Origin of the sequence: Streptomyces sp. NPDC005811 (assembly GCF_040630405.1) — a bacterium.
Classification (GTDB): Bacteria; Actinomycetota; Actinomycetes; order Streptomycetales; family Streptomycetaceae; genus Streptomyces.
On sequence record NZ_JBEXXK010000028.1, the window covers coordinates 1 to 18,310 of the forward strand.

General features: G+C 70.4%; 15 protein-coding genes and 1 tRNA gene. 9 read left to right on the forward strand and 7 right to left on the reverse strand.

The window, feature by feature from the left end:
* Positions 1 to 123: 123 nt before the first annotated feature.
* Genes ABZ490_RS28050 through ABZ490_RS28060 form a run of 3 tightly spaced genes read right to left on the reverse strand, consistent with a single transcriptional unit; the run spans position 124 to position 5,199 of the window.
* Positions 124 to 2,268 (reverse strand): acetate--CoA ligase family protein, encoded by a 2,145-nt coding sequence (locus ABZ490_RS28050; protein ID WP_358995538.1) that lies wholly within the window; start codon positions 2,266 to 2,268, stop codon positions 124 to 126.
* 4 nt (positions 2,269 to 2,272) lie between these two features.
* Complete coding sequence (gene frc / locus ABZ490_RS28055; RefSeq protein ID WP_358995541.1) at positions 2,273 to 3,505, reverse strand: formyl-CoA transferase; 1,233 nt, start codon at positions 3,503 to 3,505, stop codon at positions 2,273 to 2,275.
* Between the two features lie 11 nt (positions 3,506 to 3,516).
* On the reverse strand, positions 3,517 to 5,199 hold the full coding sequence (locus tag ABZ490_RS28060) for a thiamine pyrophosphate-binding protein (RefSeq protein ID WP_358995544.1): 1,683 nt from the start codon (positions 5,197 to 5,199) through the stop codon (positions 3,517 to 3,519).
* A gap of 143 nt (positions 5,200 to 5,342) precedes the next feature.
* Between ABZ490_RS28060 and sucC the strand changes: the two genes are divergently transcribed.
* From sucC to ABZ490_RS28105, 9 genes are all read left to right on the forward strand, one after another.
* Positions 5,343 to 6,479 carry an ADP-forming succinate--CoA ligase subunit beta gene (sucC, locus tag ABZ490_RS28065; protein WP_358995547.1) on the forward strand — a complete coding sequence of 379 codons (1,137 nt, stop codon included), beginning with the start codon at positions 5,343 to 5,345 and terminating at the stop codon, positions 6,477 to 6,479.
* Between the two features lie 17 nt (positions 6,480 to 6,496).
* Positions 6,497 to 7,465 carry a succinate--CoA ligase subunit alpha gene (gene sucD / locus ABZ490_RS28070; protein ID WP_358995550.1) on the forward strand — a complete coding sequence of 323 codons (969 nt, stop codon included), beginning with the start codon at positions 6,497 to 6,499 and terminating at the stop codon, positions 7,463 to 7,465.
* 10 nt (positions 7,466 to 7,475) lie between these two features.
* Entirely contained in the window at positions 7,476 to 9,017 is a 1,542-nt protein-coding gene (locus tag ABZ490_RS28075; protein ID WP_358995552.1) for an aldehyde dehydrogenase family protein, read from the forward strand.
* A gap of 366 nt (positions 9,018 to 9,383) precedes the next feature.
* Positions 9,384 to 9,468: transfer RNA gene (locus ABZ490_RS28080), tRNA-Leu, on the forward strand.
* A 562-nt stretch (positions 9,469 to 10,030) separates the two neighbouring features.
* Positions 10,031 to 11,203, forward strand: coding sequence for an ATP-binding protein (locus tag ABZ490_RS28085; protein ID WP_358995554.1), 1,173 nt, complete (start codon positions 10,031 to 10,033; stop codon positions 11,201 to 11,203).
* Positions 11,200 to 11,601 (forward strand): roadblock/LC7 domain-containing protein, encoded by a 402-nt coding sequence (locus ABZ490_RS28090; protein ID WP_358995556.1) that lies wholly within the window; start codon positions 11,200 to 11,202, stop codon positions 11,599 to 11,601. Before ABZ490_RS28085 ends, ABZ490_RS28090 begins: the two co-directional genes overlap by 4 nt.
* A complete protein-coding gene (locus tag ABZ490_RS28095) occupies positions 11,598 to 11,975 on the forward strand; it encodes a DUF742 domain-containing protein (protein ID WP_055639149.1) in 378 nt (125 codons plus the stop codon). Before ABZ490_RS28090 ends, ABZ490_RS28095 begins: the two co-directional genes overlap by 4 nt.
* Entirely contained in the window at positions 11,950 to 12,543 is a 594-nt protein-coding gene (locus ABZ490_RS28100; RefSeq protein WP_358995559.1) for an ATP/GTP-binding protein, read from the forward strand. Before ABZ490_RS28095 ends, ABZ490_RS28100 begins: the two co-directional genes overlap by 26 nt.
* 8 nt (positions 12,544 to 12,551) lie before the next feature.
* Positions 12,552 to 13,898 (forward strand): cytochrome P450, encoded by a 1,347-nt coding sequence (locus ABZ490_RS28105; protein WP_358995561.1) that lies wholly within the window; start codon positions 12,552 to 12,554, stop codon positions 13,896 to 13,898.
* A gap of 137 nt (positions 13,899 to 14,035) precedes the next feature.
* Here the strand turns inward: ABZ490_RS28105 and ABZ490_RS28110 are convergent, their stop codons facing one another.
* From ABZ490_RS28110 to ABZ490_RS28125, 4 genes are all read right to left on the reverse strand, one after another.
* Entirely contained in the window at positions 14,036 to 15,334 is a 1,299-nt protein-coding gene (locus tag ABZ490_RS28110) for an NAD(P)-binding domain-containing protein (RefSeq protein WP_358995876.1), read from the reverse strand.
* 209 nt (positions 15,335 to 15,543) lie between these two features.
* A complete protein-coding gene (locus tag ABZ490_RS28115) occupies positions 15,544 to 16,254 on the reverse strand; it encodes a GntR family transcriptional regulator (RefSeq protein WP_358995563.1) in 711 nt (236 codons plus the stop codon).
* 71 nt (positions 16,255 to 16,325) lie between these two features.
* Positions 16,326 to 17,327, reverse strand: a complete 1,002-nt coding sequence (locus ABZ490_RS28120) for a proline racemase family protein (protein WP_358995566.1) — start codon at positions 17,325 to 17,327, stop codon at positions 16,326 to 16,328.
* Between the two features lie 39 nt (positions 17,328 to 17,366).
* Positions 17,367 to 18,263, reverse strand: coding sequence for a dihydrodipicolinate synthase family protein (locus tag ABZ490_RS28125; RefSeq protein ID WP_358995569.1), 897 nt, complete (start codon positions 18,261 to 18,263; stop codon positions 17,367 to 17,369).
* Positions 18,264 to 18,310 lie beyond the last annotated feature (47 nt).

The following is an 18,310-nucleotide window of genomic DNA, read 5'->3' on the forward strand; positions in this document are numbered from 1 at the left end:
ATCCCCCCTTTTTTTTTTTTTTTGGGCCCCCCCCCCCCTTCTTTTTGTTGGGGGGGGGGGGGGGGCTGGGGGGGGGGGGGGGCGGGCCCCCCCCCCCCCCCGGCCGCCCCCCTCCGCGTCACCTCATGAACCGCCCCCCAACAGCCCCGCTGCCCGCGCCCAGCGGTACTTCGCACCCAGCACGGCAACCGGTTTCTCGGTCGTGTACGGGTACGCCACCACCCCCCGCTCGAACAGGTACTGGCAGGCCTCCTCGACCTCGACGTCACCGGCGAGCGACGCGACGACGGGCTTTTGTATACCGCGTGCACGGAACTCGGCGACCACCCGCGCGGTGAGTTCCGCGAACACCATCGGCGGGGTGACGATCGTGTGCCAGTAGCCGAGGACGAGCGCGTGGATGCGCGGGTCCTCGAGCCCCAGCCGGATCGTCGCCTCGTACGTCGACGGCGGCTCGCCCCCGGTGATGTCGACCGGGTTGCCCGCGGCGCCGAACGGCGGGATGAACTCCCGGAACGCCGCGTCCAGGTCCGGCGGGATCTCCATCAGGGTCAGCCCGTTGTCGGTGACCGCGTCGGACAGCAGCACCCCGCTGCCGCCGGCCCCGGTGATGATCACCACGTTGTCGCCCTGCGGGGCCGGCAGCACCGGCAGCGCCCGCGCGTACTCCAGCATGTCGTTCAGACCCGGCGCACGGATCACGCCCGCCTGCCGCAGGATGTCGTCGTACACGGCGTCGTCGCCGGCGAGCGCCCCGGTGTGCGAGCCGGCCGCCTTCGCCCCCGCCGCCGTACGCCCCGCCTTCAGGACGACGACCGGTTTCCTCGGCACGGTCGCCCGCGCCGCCTCGACGAACGCGCGCCCGTCCTTGAGGTCCTCCAGATGCATCGCGATGCACTGGGTGTGCGGGTCCTCGCCGAACCAGGTCAGCAGGTCGTCCTCGTCCAGGTCCGACTTGTTGCCGAGCCCCACGATCGCCGACACACCCGTCTTCGTGGTGCGGGCGAACCCGAGGATCGCCATCCCGATGCCGCCCGACTGCGAGGTCAGCGCCACCCCGCCCTTCACGTCGTACGGCGTGCAGAACGTGGCGCACAGATCGTGCCAGGTCGAGTAGTAGCCGTAGATGTTGGGCCCCAGCAGACGGACGCCGTGCCGCTCGGCGATCGCCACGATCTCCGCCTGGAGTTCGTGTTCACCGGTCTCGGCGAAACCGGAGGGGATGAGCACGGCGTTGGGGATCCCCTTGCGTCCCACCTCCTCCAGGGCCGAGGCCACGAACTTGGCGGGGATCGCGAAGACCGCCACATCCACCTCACCGGGAACGTCCGTGACACTCTTGTACGCCTTGCGGCCCAGGATGTCATCGGCCCGGGGGTTCACCGGATGGATGTCGCCGGCGAAGCCGCCGTCGACGAGGTTGCGCATCACCGAGTTGCCGATCTTGCCCTGCTCGTTGGAGGCACCGATGACGGCGACGGAGCGGGGCTGCATCAGCCGGCGCATCGTCGACAGGATCTCGTCGCGTGCATACCGTCGACGGGCTACCGGCTGCGACCGACTGAGGATCACTCGGATGTCGGCGGCGACCGCCCCCTCCGGCGTCGCGATCACCGGATTGAGGTCGACCTCCGCGATCTCCGGGAAGTCGGCGACCAGTTGCGACACCCGCCGGATCTGCTCGGCGACCGCCCACCGGTCCACCCCGGCCTGCCCCCGCACCCCGCGCAGGATCTCCGCCGACCGGATGGAGTCCAGCATCGACAGCGCCTCGTCGGCGTCCACCGGCGCCAGCCGGAAGGTGACGTCCTTGAGCACCTCGACCAGCACCCCGCCGAGCCCGAACGCCACCACCTTCCCGAACGTCGGATCGGTGACCGCCCCGACGATGACCTCCTGGCCCTTCGGCAGCAGCTCCTGGATCTGCACGCCCTCGATCCGGGCTCCGGCGTCGTAGGCCCGCGCGTTCTCCACGATCCGGTGGAACGCGGCCCGCACCTCCGCCGCGCCCTCGACGCCCACGACGACCCCGCCGGCGTCGGTCTTGTGCAGGATGTCCGGCGAGACGATCTTCATCACCACCGGCCCGCCGAACCGCGCCGCGTACGCCACGGCCTCCTCGACGTCCGTCGCCAGCTCCTCGCCCGGTACGGCGATCCCGTACGCGTCGGCGAGCACCTTGCCCTCCGGCGCGGTGAGCGCGGTGCGCCCCTGCTCCCGCACGGCGTCGAGCAGCGCGCGCACCCGCGCGATCCGGTCCTCGGCCATCACGTCAGATCACCCCGTTCGACTTGAGCAGCGACAACTCCTCGTCACCGAGGCCGAGTTCGCCGACGTAGATCTCCTCGTTGTGCTCGCCGAGCAGCGGGGAGGAGGTCACTTCGACGGGGGAGTCGGACAGCTTCAGCGGGCTGCCGACGGTCGTGAACTCGCCGCGCTGCGGGTGCGGGACGCGGACCACCATCTCGTTGGCGACCAGCGACTCGTCCTCGATGATCTCCCGGGTGGACAGGATCGGCCCGCACGGGATGTTGTGGGCGTTGAGCCGCTCCAGCACCTCCCACTTGGGCAGTGTCGAGGACCACTCCTCGATCAGCTGGAACATCTTGTTCAGCTTGGGCAGCCGGGCCTCGGGCGTCGCCCACTCGGGGTCGTCGGCCAGTTCGGGCCGGCCGATCAGCTCGGTGACCGGCTTCCAGCCGACGGGCTGCACGATCACGTACACGTAGTCGTTGGGGCCGCCCGGCGCGCACTTGACCGCCCAGCCGGGCTGTCCGCCGCCGGAGGCGTTGCCGGAGCGGGGCACCTCGTCGCCGAAGTCGTCGTTGGGGTACTCGGCGAGCGGCCCGTGCGCGAGACGCTGCTGGTCGCGCAGCTTCACCCGGCACAGGTTGAGCACGGCGTGCTGCATGGCGACATTGACCCGCTGGCCGCGTCCGGTCCGCTCGCGCTGGAAGAGTGCCGCCAGTATCCCGGCCACTGTATGCACTCCGGTGCCCGAGTCGCCGATCTGCGCCCCCGTCGCCAGCGGTGGCCCGTCCTCGAATCCGGTGGTCGCCATCGACCCGCCCATGGCCTGGGCGACGACCTCGTACGCCTTGAAGTCGGTGTACGGGCCCTCCCCGAAGCCCTTGATGGACGCATACACGATCCGGGGGTTGATCTCCTGTATGCGATCCCAGGTGAACCCCATACGGTCGACCGCGCCCGGGCCGAAGTTCTCCACCATCACGTCCGAGCGCCGGATCAGCTCGGTGAGGATCTCCTTGCCCCGCTCGGTCTTGGTGTTGAGGGTGATGCTCCGCTTGTTGCAGTTGAGCATCGTGAAGTAGAGGGAGTCCACGTCCGGGAGGTCGCGCAGCTGCTTGCGGGTGATGTCACCGGAGGGTGCCTCCAGTTTCACGACGTCGGCGCCGAGCCAGGCGAGCAGCTGGGTCGCGGAGGGCCCGGACTGGACGTGGGTCATGTCGAGGACGCGAATGCCCTCGAGTGCCCTGGCGGTCATGGGCGTTCACCTCACTTGTACATGGTCTGGTTCATGGTTCCGGGGGCGTACGCGTCCGGGTCCACCCAGACGTTGATCAGCGAGGGCTTGCCCGACTCGCGGGCGCGGCGCAGCGCCGGGCCGATGTCGGCGGGGTCGCGCACCTCCTCGCCGTGACCGCCCAGCATCCGGGCGAACTGGTCGTAGGGGACGTCGCCGAGGGTGTTGCCGACCCGCTCGCGCTCCACGCCGTACTTGGCGGCCTGGCCGTAACGGATCTGGTTCATCGAGGAGTTGTTGCCGACGATCCCGACGAACGGCAGGTCGTAGCGGACCAGGGTCTCGAAGTCCCAGCCGGTGAGGGAGAACGCGCCGTCGCCGAACAGCGCCACGACCTCCTTGTCGGGCCGTGCCTGCTTGGCCGCGAGGACGAAGGGGACGCCGACGCCGAGGGTGCCCAGCGGGCCCGGATCCATCCAGTGGCCGGGCGACTTGGGCTGGACGACCTGGCCGGAGAAGGTGACGATGTCGCCGCCGTCGCCGATGTAGATCGAGTCCTCGGTGAGGAAGTCGTTGATCTCGCTCACCAGACGGTAGGGGTGGATGGGGGAGGCGTCCGAGCGCAGCTGCGGCAACCGCTTCTCGATCGCGCTCTGTTCGGCGGCGCGCAGCTCGTCGAGCCACTCCTTGCGCTTCGAGGCCCCGCCGTTGATCCGCCCGGAGGCCGCCTCCGTCACCGACTTCAGGACCAGGCCCGCGTCGCCGACGATGCCGAGGTCGATGTCGCGGTTCTTGCCGACGGTGCGGTAGTCGAGGTCGATCTGCACGACGGTCGCGTCGGGGGAGAGGCGCTTGCCGTAGCCCATGCGGAAGTCGAAGGGCGTGCCGACGATCACGATGACGTCGGCGTGGGAGAAGGCGTACCGGCGGGAGAGCTGGAAGTGGTGCGGGTCGCCGGGCGGCAGGGTGCCGCGGCCCGCGCCGTTCATGTACGCGGGGATGTTCAGGGTGCGCACCAGCTCGACGGCGGCCTCCGTGGCCCGGGTCGTCCAGACCTGGCCGCCCAGCAGGATGGCGGGTTTCTCGGCGTGCACGAGGAGGTCGGCGAGCTCCTCCACCGCCTCGGGGTCGCCGGCCGACCGCGTCGAGGCGCGGTAGGCGCCGGCCGTGGGGATACGGGCCCTGGACACCGGCACCTTGGCGTCGAGGACGTCGCGCGGGATCTCCAGGAAGGACGGCCCGGGCGCGCCGTGGTAGCACTCGCGGAACGCCATCGACACCATGTCGGCGGCGCGCGCCGTGTCGGGCACGGTCGCCGCGAACTTGGTGATCGGCGTCATCATGTCGACGTGCGGCAGGTCCTGGAGGGACCCCATCTTGTGCTGGGTGAGCGCGCCCTGACCGCCGATCAGCAGCATCGGGGACTCCGCGCGGAAGGCGTTGGCGACGCCGGTGACGGCGTCGGTGGTGCCGGGTCCTGCCGTGACCACCGCGCAGCCCGGCCGTCCCGTGATGCGGGCGTAGCCGTCGGCGGCGTGGGCGGCGACCTGTTCGTGTCGTACGTCGACGACTTCTATGCCCTCGTCGACGCAGCCGTCGTAGATGTCGATGATGTGGCCGCCGCACAGGGTGTAGATGCGGTCGACCCCCTCCGCCTTCAGGGCTTTGGCAACGAGATGGCCGCCGGAGATCACGTCCTGCGTGTCGTCGGGCATGGCGCAGTCCTGTCCCTTCGTAGGGGGTGGGATGCTGTATGCAGTACATTGCATACAGTCGACGAATACTGTATGAAGCTTGTTATCCCGCATCCGATGGGTGGTGTCCAGGGGGCGTGCGGCACTTTCAGACAGGAGCCGGAATGGACCTGTACGAACACCAGGCAAGGGAACTCTTCAAGGAACACGGCATCCCCGTGCCGAGGGCCGAGGTCACCGACTCGCCCAAGGAGGCACGGGAGATCGCCCGCCGGCTCGGCGGGCGGGTCGTGGTGAAAGCCCAGGTCAAGACAGGTGGACGGGGCAAGGCGGGCGGCGTGAAGCTTGCCGCCGACCCGGCCGCGGCCGAGCTCACGGCCCGGCAGATCCTGGGCATGGACATCAAGGGGCACCCGGTCGGCTCGGTGATGCTGGCCCAACCCGTCGACATCGGGACCGAGTTCTACGTGTCCTATGTGCTGGACCGCGCGGCCGGCCGGTTCCTCGCCATCGCCTCCGCCGAGGGCGGCATGGACATCGAGAAGGTCGCCGCCGAACGGCCCGAGGCGGTCGCCCGGATCCCCGTCGACCCGGCCGTGGGGGTCACCTCGGCGAAGGCCGCCGAGATCGCGGCCGCGGCCGGACTCCCCGCGCAGACCGCCGACGTCCTCATCCGGCTGTGGCAGGTCCTGGTCCGCGAGGACGCCCTGCTCGTCGAGGTCAACCCGCTGGTGCGCACCCGGCAGGGGCGGATCCTCGCCCTCGACGGAAAGGTCACCCTGGACGACAACGCCGCGTTCCGGCAGGCCCGTTGGGCCGCGGAGGCGGACACGGACGGGACGGCCGACCCGCTGGAGGCGGCCGCCGCGGCCCGGGGCCTGCACTACGTCCGGCTCGACGGCGAGGTCGGCGTCATCGGCAACGGCGCCGGCCTCGTCATGTCCACCCTCGACGTGGTGGCCGGCTGCGGAGCCCGCCCCGCCGACTTCCTCGACATCGGCGGCGGAGCGTCGGCGCAGGTCATGGCCGACGGACTGGCCGTCATCCTGTCCGACCCCGCCGTGCGGTCCGTCCTCGTCAACGTCTTCGGCGGCATCACCGCCTGCGACGCGGTCGCCGAGGGCATCGTGCGGGCCCTGGACACGGTACGGCTGACCAGGCCGCTCGTCGTCCGGCTCGACGGCAACAACGCGGACCGGGGGCGCGCGATCCTCGACGAACTGCGCCACCCCCTGGTCCAGCAGGTCACCACGATGGACGGCGCCGCGCGCCGCGCCGCCGAACTCGCCACCGCAGGCTGAGGACACCGGAGGACACCATGGCCATTTACCTCACCAGGGAGAGCAAGGTCCTCGTCCAGGGCATGACCGGCGGCGAGGGCATGAAGCACACCCGGCGCATGCTCGCCGCCGGCACCAACGTGGTCGGCGGCGTCAACCCGCGCAAGGCGGGCCGTACCGTCGACTTCGGCGAGCGTGCCGTACCCGTCCACGGGTCGGTTGCCGACTGTATGCAGTCGACCGGTGCCGATGTGAGTGTCGTCTTCGTACCGCCCGCGTTCGTCAAGGCGGCGGTGACCGAGGCCGCCGACGCCGGGATCGGTCTCGTCGTCGTCATCACCGAGGGCGTCCCGGTCCACGACTCCGTCTCCTTCACGGCGTACGCGCGGGCACGCGGCACCCGGGTCGTCGGACCCAACTGCCCCGGCCTGATCACCCCCGGGCAGTCCAACGCGGGCATCATCCCGGCCGACATCGCCAAGCCGGGCCGTATCGGACTGGTCTCCAAGTCCGGCACGCTCACCTACCAACTCATGTACGAACTACGGGACATCGGGTTCTCGACGTGTGTCGGCATCGGCGGCGACCCGGTCGTCGGCACCAGCCACATCGACTGCCTGGCCGCCTTCCAGGACGATCCCGACACCGAGCTGATCGTGCTCATCGGGGAGATCGGCGGTGACGCCGAGGAGCGGGCCGCGGCCTACATCCGCGACCACGTGACCAAGCCCGTCGTCGCCTATGTCGCCGGATTCACCGCACCCGAGGGCCGCACGATGGGCCACGCGGGCGCGATCGTGTCCGGCGCGTCGGGCACCGCCCAGGCCAAGAAGGAGGCGCTGGAGGCGGCCGGGGTCCGGGTGGGCGCCACGCCGACCGGGACCGCGCGGCTCGCCCTCGCCGTACTCGACGAAGACAACGGTGAAGGCAACGACGACGGCAACGACAACGACGACGGCAACGACAACGCCGACGGCAACGACAACGCCAACGACGAAGGGGCGTGACCGCATCCCCATGGCTCCCGCCCTCACCCTGAAGTCCGGCACCTCCTGGGACGACGCCTGGCGGCGCTGCCTCGCCGTCGCCCCGGAGGCCTTCCGCGACGACCGTGTCCTCAACCTCTGGAACGCCGGCTGGCACGCGGACGGCCGGGTGCTGCCCGCCACCAGCCCCGTCGACGGCACACCCGTCGCCGGACCGCCCCGCCTGGACGCGGACACCGCGCACCGGGCCGTCCGCGCCGCCCTCGACCGGCACCGCGCCTGGCGGCACGTCCCGCTCGACGAACGCCGGGCCCGGATCGCCGCCACCCTCGACGCCCTCGCCGAGCACCGTGAACTCCTCGCCCTGCTGCTGGTGTGGGAGATCGGCAAGCCGTGGCGGCTCGCGCAGGCCGACGTGGACCGGGCCGTCGACGGGGTGCGCTGGTACGTCGACGGGATCGAGCCGATGCTGGCCGGCCGGGCCCCGCTGGACGGTCCGGTCTCCAACATCGCGAGCTGGAACTACCCGATGAGCGTCCTCGTGCACGCCGTGCTGGTGCAGGCCCTGGCGGGCAACGCGGTCATCGCCAAGACCCCCACCGACGGCGGTGTCGCCTGTCTGACGCTCGCCTGCGCGCTGGCCGCCCGGGAGGGCGTCCCCGTCACCCTGCTGAGCGGCAGCGGGGGCGAGCTGTCGCAGGCGCTGGTGCGGGCGCCCGAGATCGGCTGCGTCTCCTTCGTCGGCGGCCGCGACACCGGCGCCGCCGTGGCCACGGCCGTCGCCGACCTCGGCAAACGCCATGTCCTCGAACAGGAGGGACTCAACACCTGGGGCATCTGGAACTGTTCGGACTGGGACACCCTCACCGCGGTGATCCCCAAGCTGTTCGACTACGGCAAACAGCGCTGCACGGCGTATCCGCGGTTCGTCGTCCAGCGCGAACTGTTCGACGCGTTCCTCACCGCCTACCTCCCGGCGGTGCGTACGCTCACGGTCGGACACCCGCTGGCCGTCGAGCGGCGCGCCGACCCCTACCCCCGGCTGGACTTCGGACCGGTGATCAACGCGGCCAAGGCGAAGGAGCTGCGCGACCAGGTCGCCGAGGCCGTCGACCGCGGAGCCGTACCGCTGTACCGCGGCGACCCGGCCGAGGCCCGGTTCCTCCCCGGTCAGGACACCTCGGCGTACGTCCAGCCCGTCGCGCTCCTCAACCCGCCGCCGTCCTCGCCGCTGCACCACGCGGAGCCGTTCGGGCCGGTCGACACGATCGTCCTGGTCGACACGGAGGCGGAGCTGCTCGCCGCGATGAACGCGTCCAACGGCGCGCTCGTCGCCACCCTGTCCACGGACGACCGCGCCACGTACGAGCGGCTGGCGCCGCAGATCCGCGCCTTCAAGGTCGGACACGGCCGGCCCCGCTCGCGCGGCGACCGCGAGGAGCTGTTCGGCGGCTTCGGCGCGTCCTGGCGGGGCGCGTTCGTCGGCGGCGAGCTGCTGGTGCGCGCGGTGACCCGGGGACCGGCGGGGGAGCGGCTGCCGGGGAACTTCCCGGAGCACCAGCTGATGCCCTGACGCCGTCCCGTCCCCATCCCCGTCCTCGTCACCGCCCCCGCCCCCGCCCCCGTCCCCGTCCCCGTCCCGTCATCCCACTCGGGCGACGACATCGTCCCGCGGCGGCTGAGCACGACGTGGTTCCTCTCGGCGTCGGGCTCGGCGATCGCGGGACGGTGGCCGGCGACGACCAGGCGGCGCCGTCCGCGCGACCGCCCCAGCGAGACATCGCCGCGGTGACCGGCCCATCACCCCAGGTGATGCCCTCGCCCCGTCCCCGCCGCGGCCGTCTGGCGTGCGGATATGCAGGTGAGACGCACTCCGAAAGCTTGGTATTGTTGTCCATGTCGCCGCGGGGAACGCCCTGCCGGCCGACACACACACCTTGTCCGGGTGGCGGAATGGCAGACGCGCTAGCTTGAGGTGCTAGTGCCCTTTATCGGGCGTGGGGGTTCAAGTCCCCCCTCGGACACTCTTACTCTCCGCACGGAGCGGAATTCGCTCGGTGAGTACGTGACGCCCGCACCAGGCTCTTGCCGGTGCGGGCTTTCTCGTTTCAACGCTCGACCGGACCGCCGTCCTAGATCACTGTCGTGGACCGGCGTCGTGGACCGCTGTCCTGGATCACTGTCCTGGATCACGGTCGCGGACCGCTCTTCCGGACCGCCCGTTCCGACCACTCCCGGCCCTTCCCTGCCGCGCAGTAATTGTTTGCATCTCGCCCGAATGTCGCGGAAGCCCGTTTATCACTTGTTCTGTCGCCGTCCCCGCGCGGGCTGTTGCGCGACCGCCCCCCGGTACGGCTGACGGTCCGTCAATGTTCATCAGGGTCCGCATATTGACGGTCTGTAGCGCCATCTTGTGGTGATACGATCACGCTCGCTTGTAGAGCGGGCGGATGGGTGCAAGACGACATCTCCGACTACGGGGACAGTCCGGGCGGCAACCCCGATGCGGGCGGTCCGCCGGTCCACCCGCATATTGACGGGAATTCAGCAACTGGCCGTCAGTCGAGGCCGCCTGAAGAGAGTCTTATGACTGATTACATACAGAACCCGGTACTCTGGGCTCTCCTCGTCGCCGTACTCGTCGCAGTCGCCGTCATTGTTCGCCAGCGCAGGGCGGCGCGGACGTTAAGGCAGGAGTTCGCAGATGTCCGGGCTCGCCATGCCGAGCTCGAGAACGGGTACGCGAAATCCGTCGAGGCAGCTCAGGAAAGAGCCGAAGAGGCTACGAAAACGGTCCTGAAGTCCGCCATGCGGACCCTCCAGGGCCTTGCCGCGGAACAGCAGTTGATTGTCTCCCGGCTGCAGAACAAATACGGTGAGTCGGTCATCCTCCAGGACCTCCTGGAGATCGACCACACCAACTCCCAGTTCGGCCGACGTGCCCAGTCCATCGCCGTCCTCTGCGACGGCTGGCTCGGACGTCAGCGCGATGTCGCCTCGGTCTACGACGTCGTCCGCAGCGCCCAGGGCAGGGTCCGGCATTACCGCCGGGTGGAAATTCTCTCGCAGGTCGACTTCGGCATCACCAGCCGTGCCGTCGAACCGGTCGCCCTCGCCCTCGCCGAACTTCTCGACAACGCCACCAGCTATTCCAGCCCGGACACCGTCGTCGAAATCAACATCCGCACCGTGCCCAAGGGCATTTGCATCGTCGTCGACGACGCCGGTGTCGGTATGAACGACGAGGAACGGGCCCGCGCCGACAAGCTCCTGTCCAGTGAGCGCGTCTCCGGCGTCTCCGCACTCGGCAACCCGCCGCAGTTCGGCTTCGCGGTCATCGGCGTGCTCAGCGAGCGCTTCGGCTTCGAGGTGTCCGTGGACTCCTCGTCCCCGTACGGCGGCGTCCGCGCGGTGCTCCTCCTGCCGCACGACCTGCTCACCACCGCACCCGAGCAGAAGGACCCGACCCCCGCCCCGCCCGCCGTGGCCGCCGCGCCGGTCCACAGCGGTCCCGAGGCCCCGCTGACCATGGCAACCACCGCCGACGGGCTGCCCAAGCGGCGCCGCAAGCGGCCCATGGCCATCGTGCCCGGCAGCGCCTCGAACGGCGCCGGTCCCGCCCGCTCGGGCGCGGAGACGGCAGCGATCATGGGCGCCTTCCAGCGTGGCACCCGCTCCGGCAGGGCCACGCAGACGGACCCCGCGGAACAGTCGAGCAGCACCCGTGGTGCAAGCAGCGAAGGGCATGAGTTCTCGTGAACGACGACCTGTCATGGATGCTTGACAGCGCCCTGGAGATCCCCGGGGCCCTGCACGCCGTCCTGATCTCCGCCGACGGCCTGCTGATGGCACGGACGCAGGACTTCGGCAAGGACGACGCGGACCGGGTGGCCGCGGCGATGAGCGGTGTGCAGTCGCTCAGCCGCTCGCTCGCCTTCTTCTGCGAGGACGCCGGCCAGCAGTGGCGGCAGACACTGGTCGAGTTCGACGGTGGGTACGTCTTCCTGATCTCCGCGGGCGTGGGCGCCTACCTCGGCGTCTCCGCCTCACCCGACGTCGACATGCAGGACATCACCTTCCGGATGCAGCAACTCGTCGGTCAGCTCGGCAAGGCACTGACGACCCCGCCGCGCGAGAACCTCGGCGTACGGTCATGACCGGTTTCGACGAACTGGAACCCCAGACACCGGAATTAGTGCGTCCGTACGTCATCACCAAGGGACGCGGACTGCCCGATGAGGACAAGCTCTCCCTCATCACCCTGGTCACCGCCGTCGCCGACCGGCAGCAGCGGCCCACCCGGCTGTCCCCGGAGGAGCAGAACCTGCTCGACCTGTGCTCGGCGGGCTACCTCTCGGTCGCCGAGATCGCGGGGCACACCCAACTGCCCCTCGGCGTGGTCAAGATCCTCCTCGCCGCCCTCACCGAGGGCGGCTACCTCGTCACCCGCCCGCCCGTACAGCGGGCCCCGCTCGCCGACAGGGAGATTCTGGAGGAGGTGCTGAATGGTCTCAGGGCCAAGTTTGGATGAGACGGCGTACGTCCGTGAGGGCGCGACGCAGACGGCGGTGAAGATCCTCGTGGTCGGCCACTTCGCGGTGGGCAAGACCACGTTCATCGGGGCCATCTCCGAGATCCAGCCGCTGTCCACCGAGGAGACGATGACGCGGGCGGCCGAATCGGTCGACGACCTCAAGGGAGTCCAGGGCAAGACCACCACCACGGTCGCCATGGACTTCGGCCGGCTGACCATCAGCGACCGCGTCGTGCTGTACCTGTTCGGAACGCCGGGCCAGCAGCGCTTCGTACAGATGTGGGAGGACATGGCGCGCGGCGCGCTCGGCGCGCTGGTGCTCGTCGACCCCGAGCGGCTCGCCGACTCCTTCGCCGTGATCGACCTGATCGAGCAGTACGGACTCGACTACGCCATCGCCGTCAACCACTTCGACGGCGCGCCCCCGCGTGACGTGACGGCCCTGCGCGAAGCACTGGACCTGCTCGACGACACCCCCGTCGTCACCTGCGACGCACGGGACGAGAAGTCCTCGGCCCACGCGCTGATCACCCTCGTCCGTCACTTGCAGGACCGTGCCCACTAGGAGCAGAAATGGACGCCCAACCCACCGCCCCCGTGCCCCCTCCGGGTTGCCCGGCGCACCAGCCCGGCGGCCGAGTGCCGCTGTACGGGCCTGAGTACGCGGCCGATCCGCAGGCCTACTACACCTATCTGCGGCACTACGGGCCCACCGCACCCGTGGAGATAGCCCCGGGAGTCGAGGCCACCCTCGTCACCGAGTACGCCACCGCACTCCAACTCCTCCAGGACTCCGGCTCGTTCCGCAAGGACGCGCGCCGCTGGCGGGACTTCAACGAGGGCCGTATCGCCCCCGACAGCCCGGTCCTCCCCGTGCTCGCCTACCGGCCCAACTGCATGTCCTCCGACGGCGCCGAGCATCTGAGGCTGCGTCAGTCCATCACGGACAGCATGGCCCGCATCGACCCGATGCGGCTGAGCCAGAGCGTGGAGCGGATCTCCGACTTCCTCATCTCCCAGTTCAGCGAGCGCGGTTCGGCCGACCTCGTCGGCTCCTACGCCAAGCAGCTCCCGCTGTTCGTGTTCAACGAACTGTTCGGCTGCACCGCCGACATCGGCGACCGTGTCTTCTTCGGCATCTCCGGCATGTTCGACGGGATCAACGCCGAACAGGCCGCCGAGGTGCTGTTCCAGGCCGTCGGCGAGCTGATCGCCCTCAAGCGGCGCAAGCCCGGCGAGGACGTCACCTCCTGGCTGCTGAAGCACCACACCAACCTGTCCGACGAGGAGATGGTCCACCAGGTCTCCCTGCTGCTGGGCGCGGGCGCCGAGCCGCTGGTCAACCTCATCGGCAACACCCTGCACCGGATCCTCACCGACGACCGGTACGCCCACGAGGGCGGACTGATCGAGGAGGCGATGGACGACACGTTGTGGGAGAACCCGCCCATGACGAACTTCGCCGCCCACTACCCGGTGTCCGACATGGAGTTCGCCGGGCAGAAGCTCACCGCCGGCGACCTGATGCTGGTCAGCATCGCCGCCGCCAACACCGGCCCCACGCTGTCGGCGGCCCGCAAGGCCGGCAGCAACCGGGCGCACCTGGCCTGGAGCGCGGGCCCGCACGCCTGCCCCTCCAAGGAGCCCGCACGCCAGATCGTCGTGTCGGCCGTCGAGAACCTCCTCAACCGGCTGCCCGACGTCGAGATCAGCGTGCCCGAGCAGAGCCTGACGTGGCGTCCGGGCGCGTTCAGCCGTGGACTCGTCACGCTGCCCACGCGGTTCACCCCGATCAAGCCGGTGACCCGGCCGGTCCGGCAGACCACCGTCCAGGCACCGCAGCGCCCGGCCGCGCCTGCTGGCCGTCAGCCCGAACAGGCGGGCGTGTGGAGCAAGTTCCTCAACTGGCTGACCAAGTGAGCCACCCCGTGGCCGTGCCGGTTCCTTGAAGCGCCGGCCGCACCCACGGGAAGACGATGCCCGCCCTCCGGGGCGGGCATTTCCTTGCCCCGCCGGCCCCGCTGGCCCTGCCGACCCCGCCCACCCCGTCCGGCGGGTCACCGGGAGGCGTACTCCTCCCGCAACTCCTGGAGATACGGCGCCACGTTGACCTGGACCGACGCCCCCTCCCGTTGCCCGTACTGACCCGCGACACCGCTCAGGTAGGTCGCGATCTCCTTGCGCATCAGCTCCTCGTCCGGCAGCACCGCCTCCCCGGTGACGAGCCGCGCGATCCACTGGGCCTGGGCCTCCACCAGCCGGGTGATCGAACCGACGGGGCGGACCAGTCCGACGAAGTACAGCCCCGGAAGATCCGGGGCGACGACCCGCTTGTACAGCTCGACGAGACCCTGCGCGCCGATGGGTGAGCCCGGCTCCAGGAACGGGAAGGACATCCGGTACCCGGTGCAGTACACGATCGCGTCGGCCTGTACGGACGTACCGTCGGTGAAGAGGACCCGGTCGCCGTCGAGGGAGTCGATCGAGGGCTTCGGCGTGACCGCGCCGTGGCGGATACGGCTGAGGATCTCGTCGGAGATGGTGACGGCGGAGGAGAACACCGGATGGTCCGGCTCCGGCAGCCCGTGGTCGCGGAGCTTGCCGCGGGCCACCAGCAGGGCCTGCTCGATGAAACGGCGCTGCTCGGGCAGGGACATGCTGACCCACCACGCGGCGTCGGCGATCTGGTCGAGCGCCATGCCGAACAGCTGCTTGGGCATGATGTGCAGACCGCGGCGCACCGAGAGGACCGTGAGCTCGGCGTGCCGGGAGAGGTCCGCCGCGATGTCCACGGCGGAGTTGCCGAGGCCCACGACGACGACGCGCTGCCCGTCGAACTCACCGCCGTCGAGGTAGTCGAGGGAATGGCGGATCGTCCCGGTGAACGTCTCCGCGCCCCGCGGCAACTCGGGCATCGACGGCTCCGAGTTGTGCCCCGAGGCGACGACCACATGGCTGAAGGTGCGGGACGACACCGTGCCTTCGGCGTCCCGGCTGACGACCGTCCACGCGCCGTCCGCGTCCCGCCGTACGGACTCCACGGTCGTCCCCAGCTCGATACGGTCCCGTATGCCGGCCCAGTCGGCGAACGCGCGTAGATACGAGGCGATCTGATCGTGCCTCGGATAGAGCGGGTAGGACGTCGGCATCGGATGGTCCGCGTAACCGGTCAGATTCTTGGCGGTGTTGAGGTGCAGCGACAGATAGCCGGGACCGCGCTCGCCCGCCTCCGGACGGCGCCAGAGCCCCCCGACGTCGCCCGCCTGCTCCAGACAGACGAAGTCGACCCCCGCGGTCCTGAGGGCGTGTGCCGTCGCCAGACCTGACAGACCCGCACCGATCACACACAGCCGCACGAATTCCCCCACAAGTGAGATGCCATCCTTTCACGCACGGGCAAGTGACTGCCCATCCGGCGCATCGGCCACGCTTCACCCGCCCGCGACAAGGATCACAGGCAAGCGGTGGGGAAGAAGGTGTGATCAGGGGCGCAAACGGTTACTCCCTGGTCGGTCGGCTGGTCGGCTGGTCGGCTGGTCGGCTGGTCGGCTGGTCGGCTGGGCGGTCATCCGTGGGCCGACGCCCACAGCCCCCGCACATGCCCGAGGTGCCGTGTCATGATCTCGCGCACGGCGCGCTCGTCGCGCGCCAGCAGGGCGTCCAGGAGCTCCAGGTGCTCCTCGGCGGAGGCCAGCAGCCGGCCCGAGGCGGACAGCGCGGTCAGTCCGTAGAGCCGGGCCCGGCCGCGCAGGTCCCGCACCACCTCCACGAGATGGGCGTTGCCGGCCAGGGCGAGCAGGCCCAGGTGGAAACGGGTGTCGGCCTCCACATAGGCGATGAGATCACCCGCCACCGCGGCGGCCACGATCTCCCGGGCGGCCGGCCGCAGCGCCTCCAGCGACACCGGGTCGGCCGTCGTCGCCAGCCCCGCCACCGTGGGGATCTCGATGAGGGCACGGATGTGCGTGTACTCGTCGAGCTGCCGGTCGGAGACGTCCGTGACCCGGAACCCCTTGTTGGGCACCGCGTCCACCAGGCCCTCCTTGGCCAGGTCCAGCATCGCCTCGCGCACCGGGGTCGCCGACACGCCGAAACGGGCGGCCAGGGCCGGTGCCGAGTGCACCTCCCCGGGCAGCAGTTCGCCCGCGATCAGCGCCGCCCTGAGCGCGTCGGCGACCCGCTCGCGGTAGCTGCTGCGCCGGCCGCCGAGCACCGGGAGCGAGAGCGGAGCCGGTGCTGCGGGCGTCGGGCTGCTGCTCGGGGGCGGGGCGGCCATGGCGGATCTCCTCGGTACGGGCTGTGCCATATCACGTAGCACCAGTATCTACGGCGGTGAGGTCCCCGGCGTCACAGCACGAACCCGGCCGGAAACGGATCCTTCGGGTCCAGCAGGTACTGTGCCGTTCCGGTGATCCAGGCCCGCCCGGTGAAGCTGGGAAGAACGGCGGGACGCCCGGCCACCTCCGTCGTGCCGAGCAGCCGGCCCGTGAACCGGGTGCCGATGAACGACTCGTTCACGAACTCGGTGTGCAGGGGGAGTTCACCGCGCGCGTGCAGCTGCGCCATCCGCGCGCTCGTGCCCGTACCGCAGGGCGAACGGTCGAACCAGCCGGGATGGATGGCCATCGCGTGCCGGGAGCGGCGGGCGGTGGAGCCGGGCGCGTACAGATGGACGTGGTGGCAGCCGCGGATCGACGGATCCTCCGGATGGACCGGTTCCTCCTCGGAGTTGATCGCCTCCATCAGCGACAGCCCGGCCGCCAGGATGTCGTCCTTGCGGGCCCGGTCGAAGGGGAGCCCGAACTCCTCCAGCGGCAGGATCGCGTAGAAGTTCCCGCCGTACGCCAGGTCGTACGTCACCGTCCGGCCGTTGGCCAGGGTCGCCTTGCGGTCCAGGCCGACGGAGAACGACGGCACGTTCCGCAGGGTCACCGCCGTGGCCGCGCCGTCCTCGACGGCCACCTCGGCCACGACCGGCCCGGCCGGGGTGTCCAGCCGGATGGTGGTGACCGGCTCGACGACCTCGACCATGCCGGTCTCCACCAGCACGGTCGCCACGCCGATCGTGCCGTGCCCGCACATCGGCAGATAGCCGGAGACCTCGATGTAGACGACACCCCAGTCGCAGTCCGGCCGACTGGGCGGCTGAAGGATCGCACCGCTCATGGCGGAGTGGCCGCGCGGCTCGTTCATCAGCAACTGCTTGATGTCGTCGCGGTGTTCACGGAAGTACAGCCGCCGCTCGTTCATCGTCGCGCCCGGAATGGTGCCGATCCCGCCCGTCACCACCCGCGTGGGCATGCCCTCGGTGTGCGAGTCGACGGCGTGCAGGACGAGTCTGCTGCGCATGAAAAGCCCTTCTGTGCAGTGGGGTTGTGACGCGTCCGGCTAGGCGAGGCCGGCGGCGACGGCCTTCTCGGTGGCCGCGCGGACCGCCGCCTCCTGCTCCGGCGGCAGCGGGACCCGCGGCGGACGGCACCGGCCGCCGTGCCGGCCCACCACGTCCATCGACAGTTTGATCGCCTGGACGAACTCGACACGCGAGTCCCAGCGCAGCAGCGGATGCAACTGCCGGTACAGGGGCAGCGCGGTGGTGAGATCGCCCGCGACCGCCGACCGGTACAGCTCCACCGACGCCCTCGGCAGCGCGTTGGGGTATCCGGCCACCCAGCCCTTCGCCCCGGCCACCGCCAACTCCAGCAGCACGTCGTCCGCACCGATCAACAGATCAAGTTCCGGAGCGAGTTCCGCGATCCGGTAGGCGCGCCGCACATCGCCCGAGAACTCCTTCACCGCCTGGACGAGCCCCTCCGCGTGCAGCCGGGCCAACAGCTCCGGCACCAGGTCGACCTTGGTGTCGATCGGGTTGTTGTACGCCACCACCGGCAGCCCCGCCCCGGCGACCTCCGCGTAGTGCGCCAGCACCGCCCGCTCGTCGGCGCGGTAGGCATTGGGCGGCAGCAGCATCACCGCCCCGCAGCCCGCCTCCCGCGCCTGCTCCGCCCAGCGCCGCGCCTCCGCCGAGCCGTACGCCGCCACGCCCGGCATCACCCGGTCCCCGCCGATCGCGGCCACCGCGGTCTCCACCACCCGGGCGCGCTCCTCGGGGGTGAGGACCTGGTACTCGCCGAGCGAGCCGTTCGGTACGACGCCGTCGCAGCCGTTCGTCACCAGCCAGGCGCAGTGCTCGGCGTAGCGGTCGTGGTCGACGGAGAGGTCGTCGCGCAGCGGGAGCGCGGTGGCGACGAGGACGCCCCGCCAGGGGCGGTGCTCGGAGCTGGTCATGGGAGCGGGCCTCTCTTCCGGTCTTTCGCCGATGGCATGTGACATGG